This is a genomic window from Bradyrhizobium sp. CSA207, from assembly GCF_029051685.1.
GTDB lineage: Bacteria > Pseudomonadota > Alphaproteobacteria > Rhizobiales > Xanthobacteraceae > Bradyrhizobium.
This window is the reverse complement of sequence record NZ_JAACFT010000011.1, coordinates 1-20,374: the sequence shown is the minus strand read 5'-3', so window position 1 is coordinate 20,374 and position 20,374 is coordinate 1. Positions and strand designations below refer to the sequence as shown.

General features: G+C 61.9%; 21 protein-coding genes and 4 pseudogenes. 6 read left to right on the top strand and 19 right to left on the bottom strand.

Annotated elements, in window-relative coordinates:
• Window positions 1-3: 3 nt before the first annotated feature.
• The 10 genes and pseudogenes from GWG65_RS14095 to GWG65_RS14050 form a co-directional block, all read right to left on the bottom strand.
• Window positions 4-750 (bottom strand): ABC transporter ATP-binding protein, encoded by a 747-nt coding sequence (locus GWG65_RS14095; RefSeq protein ID WP_275196167.1) that lies wholly within the window; start codon window positions 748-750, stop codon window positions 4-6.
• Complete coding sequence (locus tag GWG65_RS14090; RefSeq protein ID WP_275196166.1) at window positions 747-1,601, bottom strand: ABC transporter ATP-binding protein; 855 nt, start codon at window positions 1,599-1,601, stop codon at window positions 747-749. The genes GWG65_RS14095 and GWG65_RS14090 overlap by 4 nt, the downstream gene beginning before the upstream one ends.
• Window positions 1,601-3,424 carry an ABC transporter permease gene (locus GWG65_RS14085; RefSeq protein ID WP_275196165.1) on the bottom strand — a complete coding sequence of 608 codons (1,824 nt, stop codon included), beginning with the start codon at window positions 3,422-3,424 and terminating at the stop codon, window positions 1,601-1,603. Before GWG65_RS14085 ends, GWG65_RS14090 begins: the two co-directional genes overlap by 1 nt.
• 53 nt (window positions 3,425-3,477) lie before the next feature.
• Window positions 3,478-4,635, bottom strand: a complete 1,158-nt coding sequence (locus GWG65_RS14080; RefSeq protein WP_275196164.1) for an ABC transporter substrate-binding protein — start codon at window positions 4,633-4,635, stop codon at window positions 3,478-3,480.
• 61 nt (window positions 4,636-4,696) lie between these two features.
• Window positions 4,697-5,281, bottom strand: a complete 585-nt coding sequence (locus tag GWG65_RS14075) for an alkylhydroperoxidase domain protein (RefSeq protein WP_275196163.1) — start codon at window positions 5,279-5,281, stop codon at window positions 4,697-4,699.
• A 12-nt stretch (window positions 5,282-5,293) separates the two neighbouring features.
• Window positions 5,294-5,920, bottom strand: coding sequence for a CMD domain protein (locus GWG65_RS14070; protein ID WP_275196162.1), 627 nt, complete (start codon window positions 5,918-5,920; stop codon window positions 5,294-5,296).
• Between the two features lie 50 nt (window positions 5,921-5,970).
• Window positions 5,971-7,005, bottom strand: a complete 1,035-nt coding sequence (locus GWG65_RS14065; RefSeq protein ID WP_275196161.1) for a putative FMN-dependent luciferase-like monooxygenase — start codon at window positions 7,003-7,005, stop codon at window positions 5,971-5,973.
• 135 nt (window positions 7,006-7,140) lie between these two features.
• Window positions 7,141-7,924 (bottom strand): annotated as a pseudogene (locus GWG65_RS14060) (MetQ/NlpA family ABC transporter substrate-binding protein).
• Window positions 7,925-8,125: 201 nt separating this feature from the next.
• The gene (locus GWG65_RS14055) at window positions 8,126-8,308 is read right to left on the bottom strand and encodes a hypothetical protein (RefSeq protein WP_148738854.1); all 183 of its coding nucleotides are present in this window, start codon (window positions 8,306-8,308) and stop codon (window positions 8,126-8,128) included.
• Between the two features lie 137 nt (window positions 8,309-8,445).
• Window positions 8,446-8,640, bottom strand: a complete 195-nt coding sequence (locus GWG65_RS14050) for a hypothetical protein (protein WP_148738855.1) — start codon at window positions 8,638-8,640, stop codon at window positions 8,446-8,448.
• A 617-nt stretch (window positions 8,641-9,257) separates the two neighbouring features.
• On the opposite strand from GWG65_RS14050, the gene GWG65_RS14045 reads away from it, so the two are divergent.
• Complete coding sequence (locus tag GWG65_RS14045; protein WP_275196160.1) at window positions 9,258-11,045, top strand: peptide ABC transporter substrate-binding protein; 1,788 nt, start codon at window positions 9,258-9,260, stop codon at window positions 11,043-11,045.
• A gap of 448 nt (window positions 11,046-11,493) precedes the next feature.
• Here GWG65_RS14045 and GWG65_RS14040 read toward each other — a convergent pair whose 3' ends face one another.
• The 4 genes and pseudogenes from GWG65_RS14040 to GWG65_RS14025 all read right to left on the bottom strand — a co-directional run.
• The gene (locus GWG65_RS14040; protein WP_275196159.1) at window positions 11,494-11,628 is read right to left on the bottom strand and encodes a hypothetical protein; all 135 of its coding nucleotides are present in this window, start codon (window positions 11,626-11,628) and stop codon (window positions 11,494-11,496) included.
• A gap of 47 nt (window positions 11,629-11,675) precedes the next feature.
• Window positions 11,676-11,810: a hypothetical protein gene (locus GWG65_RS14035; RefSeq protein WP_275196158.1), complete on the bottom strand. Its 135-nt coding sequence runs from the start codon at window positions 11,808-11,810 to the stop codon at window positions 11,676-11,678.
• A gap of 635 nt (window positions 11,811-12,445) precedes the next feature.
• Window positions 12,446-12,607 (bottom strand): DUF2934 domain-containing protein, encoded by a 162-nt coding sequence (locus GWG65_RS14030; RefSeq protein WP_275196157.1) that lies wholly within the window; start codon window positions 12,605-12,607, stop codon window positions 12,446-12,448.
• A 958-nt stretch (window positions 12,608-13,565) separates the two neighbouring features.
• Window positions 13,566-13,697 (bottom strand): annotated as a pseudogene (locus tag GWG65_RS14025) (IS630 family transposase); the annotation flags it as partial.
• A 579-nt stretch (window positions 13,698-14,276) separates the two neighbouring features.
• Here GWG65_RS14025 and GWG65_RS14020 point away from each other — a divergent pair.
• The gene (locus tag GWG65_RS14020; protein ID WP_275196156.1) at window positions 14,277-14,543 is read left to right on the top strand and encodes a hypothetical protein; all 267 of its coding nucleotides are present in this window, start codon (window positions 14,277-14,279) and stop codon (window positions 14,541-14,543) included.
• Between the two features lie 223 nt (window positions 14,544-14,766).
• Here GWG65_RS14020 and GWG65_RS14015 read toward each other — a convergent pair whose 3' ends face one another.
• Window positions 14,767-15,990, bottom strand: a complete 1,224-nt coding sequence (locus GWG65_RS14015) for a tyrosine-type recombinase/integrase (protein WP_275196155.1) — start codon at window positions 15,988-15,990, stop codon at window positions 14,767-14,769.
• A 170-nt stretch (window positions 15,991-16,160) separates the two neighbouring features.
• Here GWG65_RS14015 and GWG65_RS14010 point away from each other — a divergent pair, with 170 nt between their 5' ends.
• Entirely contained in the window at window positions 16,161-16,574 is a 414-nt protein-coding gene (locus GWG65_RS14010; RefSeq protein WP_275196154.1) for a hypothetical protein, read from the top strand.
• On the opposite strand, the gene GWG65_RS14005 is transcribed toward GWG65_RS14010, so the two are convergent.
• From GWG65_RS14005 to GWG65_RS13990, 4 genes are read right to left on the bottom strand one after another with little or no spacing between them, the layout of a single operon-like run.
• A complete protein-coding gene (locus tag GWG65_RS14005) occupies window positions 16,529-17,344 on the bottom strand; it encodes a ThiF family adenylyltransferase (protein WP_275196153.1) in 816 nt (271 codons plus the stop codon). The genes GWG65_RS14010 and GWG65_RS14005 overlap by 46 nt on opposite strands.
• Entirely contained in the window at window positions 17,341-17,874 is a 534-nt protein-coding gene (locus GWG65_RS14000; protein ID WP_275196152.1) for a hypothetical protein, read from the bottom strand. The genes GWG65_RS14005 and GWG65_RS14000 overlap by 4 nt, the downstream gene beginning before the upstream one ends.
• A complete protein-coding gene (locus GWG65_RS13995) occupies window positions 17,871-18,236 on the bottom strand; it encodes a hypothetical protein (protein WP_275196151.1) in 366 nt (121 codons plus the stop codon). Before GWG65_RS13995 ends, GWG65_RS14000 begins: the two co-directional genes overlap by 4 nt.
• On the bottom strand, window positions 18,236-18,502 hold the full coding sequence (locus tag GWG65_RS13990; RefSeq protein ID WP_275196150.1) for a hypothetical protein: 267 nt from the start codon (window positions 18,500-18,502) through the stop codon (window positions 18,236-18,238). Before GWG65_RS13990 ends, GWG65_RS13995 begins: the two co-directional genes overlap by 1 nt.
• A gap of 122 nt (window positions 18,503-18,624) precedes the next feature.
• Here GWG65_RS13990 and GWG65_RS13985 point away from each other — a divergent pair, with 122 nt between their 5' ends.
• From GWG65_RS13985 to GWG65_RS13975, 3 genes and pseudogenes are all read left to right on the top strand, one after another.
• A complete protein-coding gene (locus GWG65_RS13985) occupies window positions 18,625-19,539 on the top strand; it encodes a WYL domain-containing protein (RefSeq protein ID WP_275196149.1) in 915 nt (304 codons plus the stop codon).
• Window positions 19,540-19,636: 97 nt separating this feature from the next.
• A pseudogene (locus GWG65_RS13980) lies at window positions 19,637-19,891 on the top strand (transposase); the annotation flags it as partial.
• 187 nt (window positions 19,892-20,078) lie between these two features.
• Window positions 20,079-20,374: pseudogene (locus GWG65_RS13975) on the top strand (hypothetical protein); the annotation flags it as partial.

The following is a 20,374-nucleotide window of genomic DNA, read 5'->3' as shown; positions in this document are numbered from 1 at the left end:
GAGTTACGCAGCCTCGGCGCCGCCGAGATAGGCATCGCGCACGCGGGGGTCGTCCTTCAACGCCCGCGCGGAGCCGGACAGCACGATCTTTCCGGTCTGGAGCACATAGGCTTCATGCGCGATCTCGAGCGCGAGGCTGGCGTTCTGCTCCACCATGAAGACCGACACGCCCTCCTGGTTGATCGTCCTGATCAGTTCCAGCACGCGGTCCACATACAGCGGCGACAGGCCCATGGTCGGCTCGTCCATCACGATCATGCGTGGCCGGCTCATCAGCGCCCGCGCCATCGCGACCATCTGCTGCTCGCCGCCGGACAGCGAGCCTGCGCGCTGCGACAGCCGCTGGCCGAGTTTTGGAAACAGCGCGAGCATCCGCTCGAGATCCTGCGCGACGGCATCGCGGTCGTTGCGCACGAAGGCGCCCATCAGAATGTTTTCGCGGACGCTCATGTCCGCAAACAGCCGCCGCGCCTCCGGCACCGAGGCGATGCCGCGGCGGATGATCTGCGGCGTGGTCAGCCCCAGCAGCGAGGCGCCGTCGAAGCTCACATCGCCCGAGCGCGGCTTTACCAGGCCGAGAATGATCTTCATGGTCGTCGATTTACCGCTGGCGTTGCCGCCGAGCAGGCAGACGATGTGGCTGCGGGCGACGTTGATCGACAGGTCGAAATGGACCTGGGCCTGACCGTAGAAAGTGTTGACGCCGGACAGTGTCAGGAGCGGAGCGGATGAGAATGCGTTGGTCGTCATGCCGCGCTCTCCCGCTGATCCGCCGCACCAGACAGGCCGTGGCCGAGATAGGCCTCGATGACCTTGGGATCGGTACGCACCTGTTCGCCGGCGCCTTCCGCGATCTTCTTGCCCTCGTCCATGACGATGACGCGGTCGGAGAGGCGCATCACCATTTCGAGCTTGTGCTCGATCAGGAGGATGGTCAGGCCTTCGGCTTTCAGCTCGGCGACCAGGGCCTGCATCTCGGCGGTCTCGGTTGGGTTCATGCCGGCGGTGGGCTCATCGAGCAACAACAGGCGCGGCTTGAGAGCGAGCGCCCGCGCGATCTCGACGCGGCGGCGGTTGGCGTAGGACAGGCTGTAGGCCGGCTGCTCGATCCGCGGCAGCAGCCGCTCGCCGAAGCGCGAGAGAATGACTTTCACCTCTTCCCGCAGCCGCTCCTCTTCGGCCTTGACATTTGCGGGCCGCAGCAGCGCGAGTCCCAATTCCAGCAGCGGCCCGATCAGCGGCACGGCTGGCTTCACCGCACGCAGCCGCGTGTGCGCACCGATCAGGACATTGTCCATGACGCTGAGATTGCCGAAGACGCGGCCGAGCTGAAACGTGCGGGCGATGCCTTCGGCCGCCAGCGTTTCCGGCGACAGCCCGGTGACATCCTGCCCTTCGAAGCTGACATTGCCGGCATCGGGCCTGTCGAGCCCGGTTACGAGATTGAACAGCGTCGTCTTGCCGGCACCGTTCGGGCCGATGATGCTGACCAGCTCGCCCTTGGCGAGGTCGAGATCGATGGCGTCGACAGCGGTGAGGCCGCCGAAGCGGCGCGTCAGCCCCCGGACAGACAGAAGCGGTGCAGCCTGCGCAATCGCCATCAGATCGTCCCCAACAGGCCCTGCGGCCTGAACCGCACCAGCAGCAGCAGCACGATGCCGTAGATCAGGATGCGGTACTCGGCCGCGATCCGGAACACTTCCGGCAGGCCGACCAGCGCGACCGATCCGACGACGGCGCCAACGACATTGCCGAGACCCCCGAGGATCACGACAGTCAGCGCCAGGATGGATTGCTGCGTGTTGAAGGTCTCGTGGTTGATGTAGGAATACAGATGCGCGGCGATGCCACCGCTGATGCCGGCCGCGAACCCGCCGAAGATGAAGGCCAACGACTTGTAGCGGTTCAGGCTGAGGCCATAGGCGCGCGCGGCGACGTCGTCGTCGCGGATGGCGCGAAAGCTGCGACCGAGATGCGAGCCGAGCAATCGCGCCTGGAGCAACGCCAGCACCACCATCACCGCGAAGCTGAACCAGTAGATCGACGTTGGGCTGATCAGCTCATAGCCGAACAGCGACAAGGGCGGGATGCCGGAAACACCGATTGGGCCGCGGGTGACGCCCTCCCAGTTCAGTATCACCAGCGACACGATCTCGCCGATGGCGAGCGTTGCGATCGACACGTAGTGCCCGCGCAGGCGGAACGACGGCGAGATCAGTGCCGTGCCGAGCGCCGCGCTCGTCAGCCCACCGCCGATGATCGCGAGACCGACCGGAACGGAGAAATTCAGCGACAGTAGCGCGGATGTATAGGCGCCGATCGCTAGCAGGGCCGCGTGTCCGAGCGAGACCTGGCCGATCGTTCCCGCAACCAGCGTGAGGCTGAGCGCGAGCATGCCGAGCAGCCAGGCGTTGATCAGGGTCTGGAGCACGTACAAGGACACCGGAAGCAGCGGCAGGATCGCGAAGACGCCGAGCACAACCAGCAAGGCCCAGCGAGGAATGCGGACAGGACGGCTCGGCGCGATGAAGGTGCCCGTGAGCGGCTCGGGCGGCGCTTGCCGCGCACTCGCAAACAGGCCGTTCGGACGAAGCACGAGCACCACGACCAGCAGCAGGAAGGCAAACAGATTGCGGTAGCTGGTGCCGAACACGGCAACGCCGTAGCTCTCGACCAATCCAAGCAGCAGGCTGCCGATCACGGCGCCGGGCACATTGCCGGCGCCGCCGACCACTTCCGCGACGACGCCCTTGAGCGTCGCCTGAAGGCTCATCGCGGTGTCGATCTGGTTGTAGTACATGCCGACCAGCAAGCCGGAGACGCCGCCGAGCGCGGCGGCGATGCCGAACACCGCCTGATTGACGCGGTTGACGTCGACGCCCATCTGCATCGCGGCGTCGCGGTCCTGCGCGGTGGCGCGCACGGCCCAGCCGAGCTTGCTGTAGCGCAGGAACGCGAACAACAGCAGCGCGCTGGTAAGGCCGACGCCGGCGATCAACAGGTCGAGCGGTCCGATCGTGCCGCCGCCGATCTGAAAGCGGACATCAGGCAACTGACTCGGCAGCGCCCGCGGATTGGGCGAGAAGGTCAGCATCACGAGCTGGTCGAGCACGAAGCTGATGCCGATCGTCGCCAGCAGCGGCGCGATGCGCACCGAGTTCTGGAGCGGACGCAGACCGAACCGCTCGATGATCAGCCCGACCAACGCGGCGGCCAACGCGACCACGATGATGGTGAGCGGCAGCGGCGTGTGCAACTGCACCACCGCGACCCAGCCGATATAGGCACCGACGAGATAAATCGAGCCCTGGGCGAAATTGATCAGCCGGCTGACGCCGAAGATCAGCGCGAGGCCGACCGCAACGAGGGCGTACACATTACCGACAATCAGCCCGTTGATCGTGTAGTCGAGCCAGGAAGACAAGCGACATTCCTAGTGAGAGAAGTGCGGCCGGGGATGCGCCCCCGGCCATCATGTCAGGTCGGCTTGCCGTCCCAAAGCGCAAACTGGCCCTTGCGCACGACGAGTTCGGCATTCATGGCGCCCTTGACGCGGCGGCTCTCCACGTCGAACGTCGCCTTCCCGAAGATGACGCTGGAGACATCCTTGACCTTGGTGAAGGCATCGCGGATGGCGCGGCGATCAGTGCCGCCAATCTTGACCATGGCGGCCGCCATATTCATCGCGTCATAGGCATAGGCGTTGAAGGCGTCGGGCTCCTGCCCGTTGTATTTCTTCTTGAAGCCAGCGATGAATTTCTGCACTTCGGGCCGCGGATCTTCCGGAAAATAGCGCGTGCCGAGATGGACGTCCTCGACGGCGTCGCCGCCGAGCTCGATGAATTTCGGTGAATAGACCGAGCTCGCGGCGCAGATCGTCTGCTTCAGCCCGACCTGGCGCGCCTGACGCGCGATCAACGCCCCATCGGAGTAATAGGAGATCAGGATCAGCCCGTCCGGATTGGCGTCGCGGACACGCACCAGCGTCGAGCGAAAATCGCGTTCCTCCGCGATGTAGCCTTCGGTGACCGCGACCTCGGCGCCGTATTCCTTGGCGGCCTTGACGAAATAGTCGCGGCTGGTGCGCCCCCAATCGGTGTTGAGATGCAGCACCGCGAGCTTCTTGAGGCCGAGACGGCGCACGGCATATTGCGCCAGCAGCGGCTGCTCGTCGGCCTGGCTGACGGAGGTGCTCCACATGAAGTCGCCGCCCTTGGTGAAATCGGGATGCGAATTGGTGAAGCCGAACTGCACCAGGCCGCCCCGCTGATAGATCGGAGACGCGGCCATCGATGCCGTGCTGGAGAAATCGCCGAGCTCCATGACGATCCTTGGATCAGAGACGAATTTCTGGGCGATCGCCACCGACTGGCGCGGGTCGCTCTGGCTGTCCTCGAAGCTGTAGGCGAGCCTGCGCCCGTTGATGCCGCCGGCGCCGAGGATCTCGTCGAGCGCGAGATCGAAGCCCTGTTTCCATTGCGTGCCATATTGCGCGTTCGGTCCGGTCAGGGGACCGCTGACACCGATCAGGATCGGCTCGGACGATTGCGCGAAGGCGCCGCGCGACATCGCTGCGCCCGCCATCATGGCGGCGAGGGATCCCTTGACCAGGGTACGACGGTCGATGTTGCTCATGCACGGCTCCATCCGCTCAAACGTTGAAAATAAATGGCAATTTCCATGCCAGTGAAAGGGCCTATTTGGTCGGCTCGCCGAGCGACAGCATCAGCCTGTTGGCCCAGTTGAAGAACGACGCGCCGTTGATGACGTCGACGATCTCGGCATCGTCCAGGCCGGCGCGGCGCAGTTCGTCGATATTGTCAGGCCCGAACGCGATCGGCGTTGCTGCCAGCGCGACCGACGCCTTGACGACGGCATTCCAGCGCTCACCAAGATCGGCCTTGATACCTTCGTCGAGCAGACGCTGCACGTCGTCGCGGCGCTTGGAATAGGTGCTGGCAAACCGCGCATGCACGGAGGCGCAATAGATGCAGCCGTTGTAGCGCGAGGTCGCAGCCGCCGCGAGCTCACGCTCGGCGCGGGGCAGGCCGTCGGCGGTGTTGTAGAAGATGTCCTTGTCGGTCTTGGTGCGGGCTTCCAGCACCTCGGGATCGCGCACCAGCAGACGGAAATATTCCGACTTGGCGCGGGAGCGATCGACCAGGCCGGCGAAATGCCGCTCGGTCAGCTCGGCCTCGGGCAATGGATCGATCCAGGACACCCAGCCGAGCTCGTCCTGGGTGAAAACGACGGGCGGATTGACGGTGCTCGCAGCGCTCATGGTGCTATCTCCTTACGCATTCGCCGCGGCACTGGCCGGACGCCCGAGCGAGGCGCCGAGCGTGCGCAGGCCGGCGACGACGCGCAGCTGGAACGACAGGAACGCGACGAGCTGGGACAAGGTAACGATGCCGGTGTTCGACCAGCCGGCACCGAGCAGCACCTTCATATCAGCGGATGCCGCATCGCGCGGCCGGAACACCAGCAAATGGGCATGCTCGAGCGCAGCGGAAAGCCGGGCGCCGAGGACCGGCTTGCGATCCGCACTTACGCGGTAGATCAAACCGGCCTTGTTCTCGGTCGACAGCGGGCCGACCGGAAAGGCACCATACGGGCCCGACGTCTTGCCCCGCTCGATCTCGGCCTCGATCGCCTCGATCAGAACCGCCCGCTCTGCGCTCGCGGCAAGCTTTGCCCGGTAGAAGGCGGACACGGGAGACTCGCCATGGAGGCCGGCGACGAAGACCGCAACCGCCGCACGTTCCACAAGCGAGACCTCGCTGGCGTCGATCGGCTCGAACAGAGAGAGATAGCTCTTCTGCGCGTTGTCGCGCGCCTGCAGGCGCCGCGCGCGGATGGCGTCCAGAGCCGATCCCGGTTCGATCCCCGCCAGCGTGTCGATGATATCCTTCGTGCTCATCAGTCAGCCTCGTGCAACGCGATCATGTTCATTCCAGGCAGCCTGCCAAATCAGCCTGCCAAGGCCACATCGGGCGCCGTCCTGATCCAGCCCAGCGCCGGCGCGACCTTGTCGGCGACCAGCTCGATCGAGCGCAGGATATGGGGATGCGGGGCATCGACCGAATGCACCTGGAAGACGAGATCGGTCACCCGCGCCAGCGTGGCGTCGGCGCGGAGCGAGGCGATGACGTCGTCGGCTGCGCCGACATGGGTGTCGAACGCCGTGATCATCTCCTCCAGCGTCTCGCCCGGCGCGGCGTGACCGCCCTTGAGGAATTGCGGGAGTGCGCGCCGTAGCCCGATGTCGGCAAGGCGCATCGCCTCGCGGCGGTCGTCGGCGACGAAGACGCTGCGCGAGGCCATGATGCGGGGCTCGCAGCCCGCCGGCAGCGCTTCGAGATAGGCATCGATGACAGGGTTCTGGATTTCGGCGAGCGTGGCGCGCGGCGCCTCCTTGGCCCTCGGCTGGGTGCGTGACAGCAGCAGGCCGTCGCCGGCCTTGCCGGCACGCGCGCCGCCGGCCACCGAGAACGTCGCCTGCCAGATCCGGTCGCACAATTGCGGCCGCACCGGATAGAGCGTATCGCCGCCGGCGAGCGGCTTGCCGGCCAGCGCGATCCGGACCACGTCCAGATTGCGGGCAAAGATCTCGTTGCGCTGGGCACTGTCGAGGCCGAAGGCGGCGAAGGCGGAGGGATTGCCGCCGGTGCCGACGCCGAGCTCGAACCGGCCATTGCAGAGCAGATCGAGCACCGCGGCGTCCTCCGCCACCCGCACGGCACTCTCCAGCGGCAGCGTGACGATGCCGGTGCCGAGGCGGATGCGCGAGGTTTGCGCGGCGACATAGCCGAGGAAGGCGAACGGCGAGGGCAATCCACCCTCGCGCTCGTGAAAGTGGTGCTGCGCGATCCACGCCGAATCGAGGCCCGCCTTTTCCGCGCACGCGATCTGCTCGGCGGCGAAGCGATAGCGCTCGGCCGGCGGCGCCTCGTCGAGCAGGCGCGTGAAGAATCCCAGCCGTTTCAGGTTTGCAAAGCGTTTCATACGACCCCTGTTCGGGCGATCAATTGCCACGGCCCCGATGATGTCGGTTGCCGCAGCCCGAGACAAGCGGGCATTGCGCAACGCTGCCAATTGGCCGGGATCGCCTCTCCGCCTGAGTTTTGCTAGGCAGTCTGCCTACCAACTCGGCAGCACCGCGCCCTTGAACTTGGTCAGGACGAACTCCTTGACCTCCGGCGTGTGGTAGGCGTCGACGAGGGTCTTGACCCAGGGCTTGTCCTTGTCGGCGGCGCGGACGGCAATCAGGTTGACGTAAGGCCCCTTCGGTCCTCGCGCAGGATCGGATCCTTGACCGGATCGAGGCCCGCCTGGGTTGCATAATTGGTGTTGATCGCCGCTGCATCGATATCGTCGAGCGCGCGCGGCGCCTGCGCCGCGTCGACCTCGACGAATTTCAGCTTCTTGGGATTTTCGGTGAGTCCAGCACCGTCGGCTTGAAGCCAACCCCGTCCTTCAATTTGATCGCGCCCTTGTCACGCAGCAGCAGCAGCAGCACGCGCCCGCCATTGGTCGGATCGTTCGGGATCGAGACCTTGCCGCCGTCGGGGATGTCGGCGAAGGCCTTGTGCTTCTTCGAATAGACCCCGATCGGGAAATTCACGGTCAGGCCCACGGCTTCGATCTTGTAGCCGCGGTCGACCTTCTGATTGTCGAGATAAGGCTGGTTCTGGAACGAATTGGCCTGGATGTCGCCGGCATCGAGCGCGGCATTGGGCACGACATAGTCGGAGAACTCGATCAGCTGGATGTCGAGGCCCTGCTTGGCCGCAATCGGCTTCACGGCCTCGAAGATCTGCGCATGCGGACCCGGCGTCACGCCGATCTTGATGGTCTCGGCTGTGGCTGCAGCTGACCACGCAGCGAGTACGGTCGCGATGATCAGGGCGGGACGAAACGACATCTGTGGTCTCCATGGAACCGGCAAAAGCTCGTGCCGTCTTCCTCCGAAGGGGACCCGAAATCAATGAAATGGAAATTCAAATTTCTCCGCGCGAGGAGATGCCGCTTCTCTGCGCAGCGCCTACGGGGAAATGAACGCTTGCCGCTGGCGTGCGGGCGACGGCGCTTTGGTCGCACCGGGCGGCGACGAGCCGGCCGGACTTCATTCGCGCGCGCAGCAGTCCACCAGCAGGTGCCAGATGCGCTCAGCTTCGTCGCGCTTGTGGATATCGAGCAGGCGCTCCTCGGTCGACTGCGCAGACGACGTCTCTGGAGAGGTCTCGCGCGGCACGATCCACTGCTCGGAGATCGGGTCGTACCATTTTCCAATCTTGATGTCGGTCACGGCAGTCAACTCACGTGCTCGAGCGCAGTCGGGAGCGCGGGGCTCATTTGCGCTGTCCAGTTAACGTCTCCTTCAAGACGCCAACCAGATATACGCACAAACGTTCCCGCATCGAGAGCACGGTTCTGACCGCGCGCTCAGCCCGGCTTCGCCGGGTGCAGCGTGCGCGGATGGCGGCTGTGCAGCAGCCGCGCGAGCTCTTCGCGCTCGGAGCTGCGCTCCTTCATCGCCGTCTCGAACAACGCTTCCTGGATGTCGCGAGGCATGTCGCCCCACACGTCCATCGCCGCCCGTCCGAGCAACCTGGCGAAATGATCGTCTGCGTCGCTCATCCGATTCTCCCTGATACCCACACGATTCTCCCTGATACCCACGGGAACCGCCGTGATGCTATGGCGTTCCACTGCCATGATTGTGAAAGCATCATGGTGAAAGAACGAGACTTTCGTGAGATCGTGCAGCCGGGCCGTCGCCCTTCGAGGCCCGTCCTGCGTTGCAGGACGGGCACACAAGGATGACGGCGATGGAGTGGCGCGCCGCTCTCACCACATCGTCATTGCGAGCCAACGGGTCCGCGCAAAGCCCGGCCCGATGACAGGCTCCGCGAAGCAATCCGGCCTGTCGCCGCGGAAAGACTCTGGATTGCTTCGCTGCGATCGCAATGAGTGAGCAAGATGAACCGTCGTCATCTTCTAACTCGCATTTCGACTTGCACACACGCCTTCATAGTCTCGCGGCGCGTTTCGCCCGAGCTTTGCTTCGTCGCTTCACCCTCTCGTAGCCCGGATGGAGCGGAAGCGTAATCCGGGAAGTGCCGAATGCGGACCGAGCGGTCCCGGATTGCGCTGCGCTCCATCCGGGCTACCGGGAATTTCATCTTTGACTCCGGGCCGGCGTCCTGAGTTAGAGTGCATGCAACCGCGACTTGTCGCGAGGTGGAGGGCATCCGATGAACGAGAACGAAATTCGCAAGGCAATCGCGGAGGTGAAGCAGGGCACGCTGTCGCGGCGCGCGTTCATCCGGAAGGCGGCTGCGGTCGGGATCGCGGCGCCGATCGCCAGCCAGATCCTGGTGTGGAACGACGTGGCGATGGCGAATGCCACGCTGGACTACAAGCCGACCAAGGCCGGCGGCGGCGGGCCGCTCAAGATCCTGCTCTGGCAGGCCCCCACCCTGCTCAATCCGCATTTCGCGCTCGGCACCAAGGACCAGATCGCCTCGCGCATCTTCTTCGAGCCGCTCGCCGGCTGGGACAGGGACGGCAACCTCTTCCCGTGCCTCGCCGCCGAGGTCCCGACCAAGGCGAACGGCGGCCTTTCGCCGGACGGCATGAGCGTGACCTGGAAGCTGAAGCGGGGCGTGACCTGGCATGACGGCAAGCCCTTCACCGCCGACGACGTCGTCTTCACTTGGGCATACGCCGCGGATTTGGCGACCGCGGCGTACACCACGGGATCCTACCAGAATATCAAGGTCGACAAGATCGACGACCACACCGTCAAGCTGACCTTCAAGGCCCCGACGCCGTTCTGGGCCGATCCCTTCGTCGGCTCGGTTGGCCCGATCCTGCCAAAGCATCATTTCGGCGACTATGTCGGCGCAAAATCGCGCGAGGCCCCGGGCAATCTGAAGCCGGTCGGCACCGGTCCCTACAGGTTTGTCGAGTTCAAGCCGGGCGACCTGATCAAGGCCGAACGCAACCCCGACTATCACGTCAAGAATCAGCCGCATTTCGACACGCTCGAGGTCAAGGGCGGCGGCGATGCGGTGTCCGCGGCGCGCGCCGTGCTGCAGACCGGCGAATACGACTATGCCTGGAACATGCAGGTGGAGGAGGAGGTCCTCAAGCGCATGGAGGCCGGCGGCAAGGGCCGGCTCGACGTCACGCCCTCCGGCAACGTCGAGTTCATCGTCCTCAACACGACGGACCCGTGGACCGAGGTCGACGGCGAGCGCTCCAGCGTCAAGACGAAGCACCCGACGCTGTCCGATCCCGCCGTGCGACGGGCGCTCAACCTCTTGATCGACCGCGATGCGATCCAGAAATTCATCTACGGGCGCGGCGGCGTCGCGACGGCGAGCTTCGTCAACGCACCGAAGCAATTCAAATCGAGCAAGCTGAAATACGAGTTCGACATCGACAAGGCGAACAAGATCCTCGATGAAGCCGGCTGGGTAAAGGGCGCGGACGGCATCCGCGAGAAGGACGGCAAGAAACTCAAATACGTGTTCCAGACCTCGACCAACGCCCCGCGCCAGAAGACGCAGGCCATCATCAAGCAGGCCTGCCAGAAGGCCGGCATCGACATCGAGATCAAGGCGGTCACCGCCTCGGTGTTCTTCTCGTCGGACGCCGGCAACCCCGACACCTACTCGAAATTCTATGCCGACATGGAGATGTACAACACGACGCAGCCGCAGCCCGACCCGGAGCGTTTCCTGAACCAGTGCGTGTCCTGGGAGATCGCCAACAAGGACAACAAGTGGCTCGGCCGCAACGTCTCGCGCTATTCCGACCCCGAAGTCGACAAGGCCTACAAGGCCGCGCAGAGCGAACTCGACCCGGTCAAGCGCGCCGCGCTGCTGATCAAGATCGACGAGACCTTCTGCGAAGCCCACGTGTTCCTGCCGCTGCTCTCGCGCAACGTCGTCAACGCCGGCGTCAATAGCCTGATGGTCGATATGTCGGGGTGGGATGTGACGACGTGGAATTTGGGGAGTTGGTATCGGGGGTGAAGGGGATAAAACATCGGCGCCAACGCTGTCGTCATTGCGAGCGCAGCGAAGCAATCCAGAGTCTTTCCACCGTCAGATTCGGGATTGCTTCGCTGCGCTCGCAATGACGCAACAGGTGTGGCGAGCGCGGACTTGTGCGGCCATGCGGCCTGGCGCTGCGCCATTAGCCTTGCACCATGGTTGCCCGCCCAAGGGATGGATAGCAAAGCAGCCGCATCGAAGCTTCGTGTGCAGTGGTCACGATTGGTTTCGCAAGTGTTCTCCCGTCCTGCGCATGATCCAGGCCTCAGAGCAAGTTGATCCCCGACGCTCGGACGATGATCTCGTCCTGCTGGAAGACGTGCTCTAAATGGCGCCGGTAGCCGCGAATTGTTCGGCAGCGAAGGGCCGTCCCTTGTTGTCATTCATGGGAAGAAGGATATCGATCAGGTGCATTGCAGACATCTTCTCAGAACCGCAGCATCCCGAGCACGAAAAGCAGCGCAACCGTAACGAGCGCGGAGATCAGCAGGGAGCCAAAACAGCCCAAGCGGTTTGAGAAGAAGAAAAACATGTTCGGTCCGCCGCGAAGTTCCGATGCCAACCAGCCGATTCCAGGAGCGCTCGCCAAGGCGGCCCGGCGCTCCACTGTCAGTCGACACCAAGTGTACCGATGAGTTGCAGCAAGGGCTGATGTTCGAAGCCGCGTCCGGCGTGCTCGAATTGTCCGATCGCGGTCGGCGACGTCTGCGCGCCGGAGTTCATGTTCGGCCTGTGCTCCATCATCGGGTCGCCCGAATGCGGATCGCGGACCAGCCGCCAGACGTCGTCATTGGCGCTTCCTAAAGAACTCTCCCGGCCATGCCGTTCAACAAGTTTGACCTGGTCGTGTTCCTCACAGGCGGGAGGTTAGGAACGGTTTGGGGCGAGAGGTTAAGGCACCCACGTGACGCGGGACCTGCCGCAGGTCGCAACATCGTCTTTGCGCCGTGTGCTTCAGGTCACAGCAGAATCAGGTGCCTTCGCCTAGAAGGACTGGGCATGGCCGCAAACAAGGTAACGGCGGTACGCACGAGGCTGGGGAGGCGATCAACAGCTAGCGACTTCTGAAGCCGCCAGGGTGAAGAACTCGGCGGCTTTTTCTCTGCCGCAGGAGTGAGCCGCCGAGCCGCCCTCCGTCTTGCTCCATCGCCTGCAGTTTGCAGGAAGCTACGTATCACTCTTCGGAGTCCACCTAGTCTAGTGCCAGGTGGTGTCCGCATCGATCACGACCGCTCTGACTTCCGGATCTTCAGTCGTGTTGCAGGTGCAAGGCATCCCCTCGCCGCAGCGGCAGCCGCCTGGCTCTTCGCTCCAGGGCCGGAGCGGATGGTTTGCGCAGACCCATCCCAGACCGTCGCAGAATGGGCACTTCTTCTCGGTCACAGCGTGTCCGGCGTGCGCGTGGGGTTGGACTTGTCCTCGTTGCGCAGCTCCTGCTCGGCCGCGTGCCAAAACTCCTGCTCGCGGCCTTCCGGCTTGCCGGCTTGCTCCCACAGCTGGTGCGCGCGTTCTCTGATTTGCTGCTCGGTCGGCTCGGGCATTGCACCTCCTGCTATGGGCACGACCCCACCTTGGGGATATGGGGGGCTTGGAGGCGGGGCCGTGCAGGCCAGCGATCGGGCGGCGAGGCTGGCCCGGGGATTCAAGCTTTGATCCGGCGCGAGAGTTCCTAATTCGCGTGGGCCGGGGCGGCTCGGCGCGGCCGGTGCCGGGCCTCCATCGGGAGATGCTGCTTGGGATACCGCCGGGCCTCGGCCCTTGCCGTTTCATCGTCCTCTGCGGGCTGCTCGTACCAAGCGAGCGCCATGCCGCACTGACCGCGCAACAGGCGATGCACGCAGGCCACGTCGCGCGTGCCTGAGCCAAGCCTTCAGAGCTGGTGGATTTGCGGATCAGTGCTTGAAAAGTTGGTAGCGGGAGACCGCTACCGCTTTTCCCCACACGACACAAATCCACGATATTTTCTCCGATCGTCCGCCAAAAGCCTGGGGCGCCCGCGCCGGCTGCTAGCGACGCGGTGGATGCCTCCGTGCCACCGGTTGTGCCGGTCGATCTGCATGCTACAGAGACGGGCGAAAAGGGAAGAGGCTGGACGGAAACCTGGATAGGCGTGCTGCTAATGGCTTTGGGTATCGTCTGCGTCTTAAGTTCAAGCCGCGCGCTTCGGGAAGCCGTGCTGTTGCGCCATTGAGGCCGCGATGCCCGCCGGGGTCGCACCAGGCAGAGAAAAGACCCCAATCCGGGCCTGTCTCGTGGCTGAGACCTAAGGCAGAGCTCGCATTCAGAGCTGGCGGATGCTCGAACACTGGCGGCAGGCCTTCGTTCAACTGTCGCTCGGACTGGCAGCTCCTCAATCGCGGTCGCGGTGGTGATGCTCGATGATGGATCCGTCGCCCGCCCACTTCGCAATCGCGGTTAACGTCAACGGCGTCGAAAGTCAGGCGGTCAGCGCGGGCGGGACTAGGGCCGCGAACCTACCGGAGGTCTTCAGGAACTCGCGACTTCACGATAGACGCACAGGACCTCGGCCATCTTCCGTTCGAACTCAGCATCGCGATTTTTAAGATAGTCGTAGCACACCTTGTGCGGCTTGATTTCCTCCTTGCCGAGGATCTTGCACACCGTTCCCTGGACCAAATTGGCCAAGCAGGCATGCCCTGCCGCCGGCCCGTGTTCGCGCGCAGCGCACGCAGCTGATCAATGCGCTCCGAGCCCACCTTGCCGAGTTCGGCCTCGTTGCGGAGACGGGACGGGAAGGTCTCGCGCAGCTTGCCGCGATCATCACGGACGAGAGTAATCGCGAACCGGCGCCTGTCGCCGCGCTTGTGGCAAGGTTCTCTCAAGGATGCGCCGTCTCGATCGTCTACAGCGTTCGCCGTCCTGAGCGAGTATCGAAACTTCTCTTGTTCGGTGGCTTCGCGGTGGGCAGATACAAACGGCCATCGAACACGCCGGCAAACGTTGAGCGTTCCGGCGCACACACCAAACGCCATGCTCGTTTTGTATCAGACCAAGTCCCACGATACGCACCATTGATCCCACCGCTTGATACCAGTGCGGCAGGACGAAGCTATTGATTTGTCGATTTATTCCCGAGAAACAAGGACTTCGCGAGATGATGGCGCGCCCGGAACGATTCGAACGTCCGCCCCTCAGATTCGTAGTCTACCCGGGCCACGTTTGCTCGTCTGCAGCTGGGCCCATCGTGAATTGTCGGAGGTCGGCCCGTCCGATACGCTGGCCGAACGGCTCGCAGCCGCCGAACCGGGCGTGGCACTCAGGACATTATTGGTTGTTTCGAGGGGATGCAGCGCAGCCGCGCCGAACCGCTTCTGCTACCAATCGGCGCTCGATGTAGTCATTGATCGATTTGACCGTGATGCGTCGCGACTTGCCTTCAGTATAACTCTCCAACTCGCCCGTGTTGATAAGTTCGTACAGCTTTTTAGCGAGACCTGGATCGCCCTCATCGCCTGATTCGGCGACGCTACGAGCGGGGATTCTACCGCGATGGACATGGCGCGAGACATACGAACCATCCTGTTGTTCCCTGACGTTTCGCAGCGTGCCAGACCGGGTTTTCGGCGCAAGGCACTCAGGGGACCATGCGCATTTTCGGATGTCAGGTCGTGCGATTTCGTGTTTTGCCCGGTCTAGAGAGTGTATCAAACGCCCCAAGAATTGGCCTGTCCAAGATCGATCAACCCTTTTCGCCAAAGTGGATGATGTTTGATCCTGCAAGGAACTGCGCCCAGTCGTTCATGAGGACCCGTCGCTTCTCGAGCTTTTGCCCGCGCTGATAGGCTGCTGTAGTCTCGGATTTGTACTTGTGCGCCAGCGCTGCCTCGCGGACGCCGTCGGGATAGTCCGTGCACTCCTCTGCCCATGTTGCAAACGTCGAGCGGAAGCCGTGCACCGTGACGTGACTGTATCCGAGGCGATCCAGTACGGCCAGCATCGCATTCTCTGAGAACATTCCACCGTCAGGGTTCGCGAAGACCAGTTCGCCCTGGCTACCATCGCGTATCTTGTCGAGGATCGCGAGTGCAGGTTCCGAAAGTGGTACGACATGATCCTGGTTCATCTTCATGCGATCGCCGGGGATCTTCCAAATCGATGATGGTCGATCGATCTCGGACCAGCGGGCGTCTACGACTTCGTTGGTGCGGCACGCCGTGAAGATCAGAAAGCGAAGCATCAAAGCCGCGATGCCGCTTGCTGCGGACAGGTCAATCAAGAACTGCGGTGCTTCGGCGTAGGGCAGCGCGGGATGATGCTGAACGACGCGTTTCGGCCGCCTTGGAAGCTTCTCGCGCAATTGTTTGGTGAGTTCAGCAGGATTCCGAAAATCGCGGTCGTCAACATCGACATTCTTCGCAATGATCGTTTCGATCCGTCCGCGCACACGATTAGCTGTCTCTCGCTTCTCAACCCAGATTGGCCGGAGCAATTCATAGATGTGGCTGGGCTTGATCTCCGGGATGGTGAGTTTTCCAATCGTCGCGTAAGCGTAGCGTTTGAGCGAAGACGGCCATTGGGCGCGATGCTTCTTGCTCCAGTTTGGCCAGCGCTCCCGAATGTAGATTTCGGCGCACTGCTCGAAGGTGGGCAGAGTGACCTTGATCTCTATGGCTTTCGCTTCCTCGCGCGCCGCTCGCTTCTCTTGCACGATGTCGACGCCGGGTGTGCCGCGATCCCCCTTCACTCGGAGCCGCGCCGCATCCCGAGCTAGGCGCGCATCTTTCAGTGATACGTCCTTGACCGACCCTAGACCGAGCCACCGTTGCTTTCCGTCCTTCCAGTACCGATAGTTCCAATTCTTCGACGTGACGCTCGCGACGATCAGGTAGAGACCGTCGCCGTCAGGGTATTTGCCCGGCCGAATTTCACGTTCGACATCGAGTGGCTTGAGCTTGCCAGGCATGTGTCCTCCCTCGCAAAATCCGTCCTCCGAACCCACGGCCAAAACCTACGGTTCGCGCGGTGACTACGGGTATAGAAGTCCATCCCGACTCGTCTGCAACGAGCAGGCGTGACCGCACCAGTTTCGCACCCAGAAACAGCGACCGCTTGGTTGCTCGCATGGAGGACCCCATGCAGATGTTGCAGGAGAAGGTGGCCTATTCGAGGTCCTCGGTGGAAAGCATGATGGAGCGCATCAAAGCCGCAGCGAGCACTCGAGCGCCTGGCGAAAAGGTGGCAATAGCCTGCTCGCGCATCCGAACGGGAACGACTCCCTGGGCGGCCATCGTGACCGCCATCATTCAAGGGGACGCAAGGGCAGCTCTAGACCCTCAGGCCGAAACGCTGAAACTTAAGCAGCTGGTCGCGCCGGATCCCGCCGCGTTCGTGACCGGAGTTCGAAAGCATCTAAAAATTCAGGAAGAGCCCGCGGACATCGAGTGGGTCTCCGCCGCCATCAGCCAAGCAGCACCGCTGCCGTCGCCCTTTCAGTCGGAAGCTTACAATGAAAAAAACGGATCGCCCACGCCGTCCGGCCCACCGTGATGGGGGCATAAGCCGGGAATGGGCTCATAAGCTGGCCGCGGGCTAGGCGTCACCGTCTGGTTGTTTCCATCTAGCTCTAGCCAGGTGAAGTCATCTTTAAAGTTCGACCATGGGGCAATCAGCCTGATAAATGCCCCAACCGCGAGTGACGCCAGAGTCCCGTTGGTCCAAACGACTTGTGGATTTATTCCTGCATCGCCGTAACGGTTTTCCTCCTGGCTGAGATTCTGCGAATTCAGAAAGCCAAGGCAACGCAGACATGGACGGCCAGGCCGCGTCATGATCATCTGTCCGGAGATTGCAAAATTCCCTTGCGCGACTTCAATCACGTCCATTCCTATATCGATGTAGGGAATACAGAAGCGACGGGCCGCACGTTCGAGTGCTTCCCTCTGCTGAAATCCATCCACACAACCGAACATGACGTGCGCATCCCTCAGCAGATAGGTTGCGTCCTGCCACTTTTCCTGAACAGCTTCGACGGTCGCCCACGGTCGGATTCCCAAAATCGTGCGTTGCACGATTTCAACCTTTGCCGTTCCACGGTCGACATCGTTTTGAGTAGCTCCAACGAGGCGGTTGAGATTACTTTCTTCAATCGCTTGAGGGTCCAGCAGACGGTAATGGCCGACTCCCACATGAGCAAGCTGTTGTGCAATCTGGGAGCCGCCCCCCCCCAGACCGACCAGAGCCACCCTGACATCTGCAAGCACGTTTTCGGAGTTCGGACCAAGAAAACTCTGCCGCGTGAAATCTCCCTTGCTGCTCATGCATAAAAATCCGTGCTTCCGTCTTGGGAAGACTTTCGAATGGAAACCTGCGCGTCAACTTCAACGAATTCGGAGAAGTTCACGATTTCGTCGGGCCGCAGCCAGACCCTACCCGCTGCGCTGTAAGGACTCAGAACTATCGCCCCGTGCGGCATATTGCGCCGGACCTTGAAGAAGTCGGGGACAAACTTGACCTGCTCGCGTAGATCGATGGGGCTGAACCACAACCTCCTGCCCGCCGGAAGGCCATGCAAGTGGACATGAAAGACACCGACCGGTTTCAGTAGCGCAAGCTCGAGTGCCTTCCGCAGAGCTTCCTGGCCAATCATCGCGCCCACGCTGGGATCAGGAACATAGTCGTTATCCGCGACGGGATGATAGTCCTCAGCGAGAACAACAAGATGATCATGCCCCTGAGCCGCACGGGCCGTGATAAAGCCCACTCGTTCGTGCGCAAATGGATGACGACGCGAGAGATCCCTCCTCACGGCCGCCATGAAATCTCCAGTAGCCCGAAATAGAATCTTCATGGCTTGCCTCCGCGGTCGATCGCCCTCAGATGGGCGGCCAAAATATCAAACCAAGGCTGATCGGGGCTGACGTTGCTCCAAGAGAACGTGTGCCAGCTGCGATCGAGGAGGTACACGGTCTCATTCCAATTCAGGTCGCTGCCAACCGGCTGCGCCAAGTACAGCTTTGTGGGGTAGGTAGGATTGTCGTGATTAAGACAAAGGATCGCATCAATTTTGTGCTGCGCTCCGGAGGCAACGAGGCGCAGCGCCTTCATGAGGATCAGCTCTCGCCATCCTTCTTTCCGGAACGAGACCTCGCCTTCACACAGTTCAGCGATCGGGCGAAGTCTCGCGTCCAGCTCGTCGGTTACCGCCGACATCAGGAGGAAGCCCCAGAACGGACATGGCTCATGAACCGCTGGCCTTCGTGCACTCCAATTGAGGATGCGTCGTCGAGGTCGACCAGACCATGGGGCGTGATCTCAGCGAGGGCCTTCGCGGGGTCTACTCCGACAGCGGTCTTCAGGTCTTGGACAATCCACTGGCCAGGCCGCACTTCGTATTGGTGATCGTCGACAGTAATCGTCACCTTCGGTTCGTGGTGCCCGGACACGTTGCCGGGCGTTTCAGGCTTGCCATCAGACATAATGATTTCCAATCTGCCGGAATCCGGCGGTAAGAAGTTAACCCTCGCAAGACACACCCATCCAAGAGGGTATAAAAACTATGTAAGTATGAAAACACGACTGGTCAAGAAAGTATACGTAATTGACGCAACCTACTGAAATCAAATGGGGATTGGCGCAGCGCTTCGAGTTCATCGAATGGCGTGCTTACTGGGACGGCCGAATCAACCGACGTGATCTGGAACTGGAATTCGACATTTCGACGCCACAAGCGTCGATTGACCTTCGCGAGTATCAAAAGACGGTTCCACGCAACATCGAGTACAGTGCCACCGAAAAGACCTATGTTGCAACCCAGGATTTTCGACCGAAGTTTCTCAACCTTTCACCCGAGCGCTACCTTCTTCAGCTGCGGGCTTTGACCAGCAGCTCGATCCGCCAGAGCGATACGTGGTTCGACCGCGTGCCGCCCGTGGATGTAGTTCCCGACATCGTTCGAGGTCCCCAGGCGTACACATTGAGGGCGGTTGTTCGCGCCATCTCCGCCGGAAGTGCAGTTAGCATCAACTACCAATCGCTGACACGGACTGGCGTCCGTACGATCCTCCCGCATGCGCTTGGTCATGATGGGTATCGCTGGCACGTTCGCGCGCTGTCACTAGACCGCGTGGAGTTTCGTGATTACGTGCTCGGTCGAATTCTGTCGATCGGTAGCGCTCCGACTCACACCAGTATTGATCCTGCGGACGACGTCGAATGGCAGACAAAGTTCTCGCTCCGCTTGATCGCTTATCCAGAACTTGATGATCGACAAAAGGAGACAATTGAACGCGAATATCGTTTCAAGGATGGTGAGCTTGCCATCGACATGCGTCTGGCGCTCGCATTCTACTTCATCAAGCGGAACAACCTCGATCTTAGAAAGGGAGAGATTCCGCCGGCTCGCGCGCAGCTCTTTCTTCAGAACTACGAGGAATTCCTACACGCAAGCCAACAAGCGAAAGAGGAATCTAAACGCCGGCTTGCAGCAGGAAAGTATTCGCCAGCAAACCAATAGGCCACACCCGCTTCCAATCCAGCGCTAGGTAGTGTGGACTCTAGGTATTCCTTTTTAGGAGCAAATCAGATTCAAGACTGCTTTTGGGGAGGTAGTCTTGGGTGTGATGGACCGTTTGGTTTTGAGCGACGTGGCGTGGGAGCGGATGGCACCGCTGATCATAGGTCGGCCTGACCAGAAAGGCTCGACCGGGCGCGAAAATCGGATGTTCGTGGAAGGCGTGCTTTGGATCGTTCGTACGGGCTCTCCCTGGCGTGATCTTCCGGAATTGCTTGGCGATTGGAACAGCGTGTTCCGGCGCTTCAGTCGATGGAGCATCAAGGGTGTTTGGGCGCGGATCTTCGAGGCGATGTTGCCCGACTCACCGCATCCACTCTAAAATCACGCGGGCTTACAGGCAGATTTGTTATCGTGCTTCGCGATATATGATTCCATGTCCCGGGTGCTGCTCCGAGACGACGAGCTCGACGAAATGCATGGCGAACCATCCATGCGGCGCATAAGAGTGCCTGTAAGCCTTTCCTCCCCCGGTGCAATCCTTGTCGGCGCTCCAGTCTCTTAAACAGGTCAAAAACGCTTCACGACATGGCTCATCTGCTTGGCTACCAACCAAGCGGATTGTCCTTCTGCTTTATAAACTTCCGGCCGGGAGCAAATACACGACCTTCGCCATCCCGAAGAAAGGCGGCGGTGTACGCCAGATCGACGGTAAGCGCGATTTTCCCCGCACGTTGACGCCTGCGCTTTTGACGGATGGCCTTCGTATCGGGGGCGGCGTCTGGCCTGTTCAGGCAGTGGCGGTTTTGGGGAAGTTGAAGGGCAGCAGGTCGGTGAT

What these genes read in the sequence shown, in the direction of transcription:
- GWG65_RS14095 (WP_275196167.1), bottom strand. Translation starts at nt 750, where the DNA reads ATGACGACCAACGCATTCTCATCCGCTCCGCTCCTGACACTGTCCGGC.
- GWG65_RS14090 (WP_275196166.1), bottom strand. Translation starts at nt 1,601, where the DNA reads ATGGCGATTGCGCAGGCTGCACCGCTTCTGTCTGTCCGGGGGCTGACG.
- GWG65_RS14080 (WP_275196164.1), bottom strand. Translation starts at nt 4,635, where the DNA reads ATGAGCAACATCGACCGTCGTACCCTGGTCAAGGGATCCCTCGCCGCC.
- GWG65_RS14075 (WP_275196163.1), bottom strand. Translation starts at nt 5,281, where the DNA reads ATGAGCGCTGCGAGCACCGTCAATCCGCCCGTCGTTTTCACCCAGGAC.
- GWG65_RS14070 (WP_275196162.1), bottom strand. Translation starts at nt 5,920, where the DNA reads ATGAGCACGAAGGATATCATCGACACGCTGGCGGGGATCGAACCGGGA.
- GWG65_RS14065 (WP_275196161.1), bottom strand. Translation starts at nt 7,005, where the DNA reads ATGAAACGCTTTGCAAACCTGAAACGGCTGGGATTCTTCACGCGCCTG.
- GWG65_RS14050 (WP_148738855.1), bottom strand. Translation starts at nt 8,640, where the DNA reads ATGAGCGACGCAGACGATCATTTCGCCAGGTTGCTCGGACGGGCGGCG.
- GWG65_RS14045 (WP_275196160.1), top strand. Translation starts at nt 9,258, where the DNA reads ATGAACGAGAACGAAATTCGCAAGGCAATCGCGGAGGTGAAGCAGGGC.
- GWG65_RS14035 (WP_275196158.1), bottom strand. Translation starts at nt 11,810, where the DNA reads ATGATGGAGCACAGGCCGAACATGAACTCCGGCGCGCAGACGTCGCCG.
- GWG65_RS14030 (WP_275196157.1), bottom strand. Translation starts at nt 12,607, where the DNA reads ATGCCCGAGCCGACCGAGCAGCAAATCAGAGAACGCGCGCACCAGCTG.
- GWG65_RS14015 (WP_275196155.1), bottom strand. Translation starts at nt 15,990, where the DNA reads ATGCCTGGCAAGCTCAAGCCACTCGATGTCGAACGTGAAATTCGGCCG.
- GWG65_RS14010 (WP_275196154.1), top strand. Translation starts at nt 16,161, where the DNA reads ATGCAGATGTTGCAGGAGAAGGTGGCCTATTCGAGGTCCTCGGTGGAA.
- GWG65_RS14005 (WP_275196153.1), bottom strand. Translation starts at nt 17,344, where the DNA reads ATGAGCAGCAAGGGAGATTTCACGCGGCAGAGTTTTCTTGGTCCGAAC.
- GWG65_RS14000 (WP_275196152.1), bottom strand. Translation starts at nt 17,874, where the DNA reads ATGAAGATTCTATTTCGGGCTACTGGAGATTTCATGGCGGCCGTGAGG.
- GWG65_RS13995 (WP_275196151.1), bottom strand. Translation starts at nt 18,236, where the DNA reads ATGTCGGCGGTAACCGACGAGCTGGACGCGAGACTTCGCCCGATCGCT.
- GWG65_RS13990 (WP_275196150.1), bottom strand. Translation starts at nt 18,502, where the DNA reads ATGTCTGATGGCAAGCCTGAAACGCCCGGCAACGTGTCCGGGCACCAC.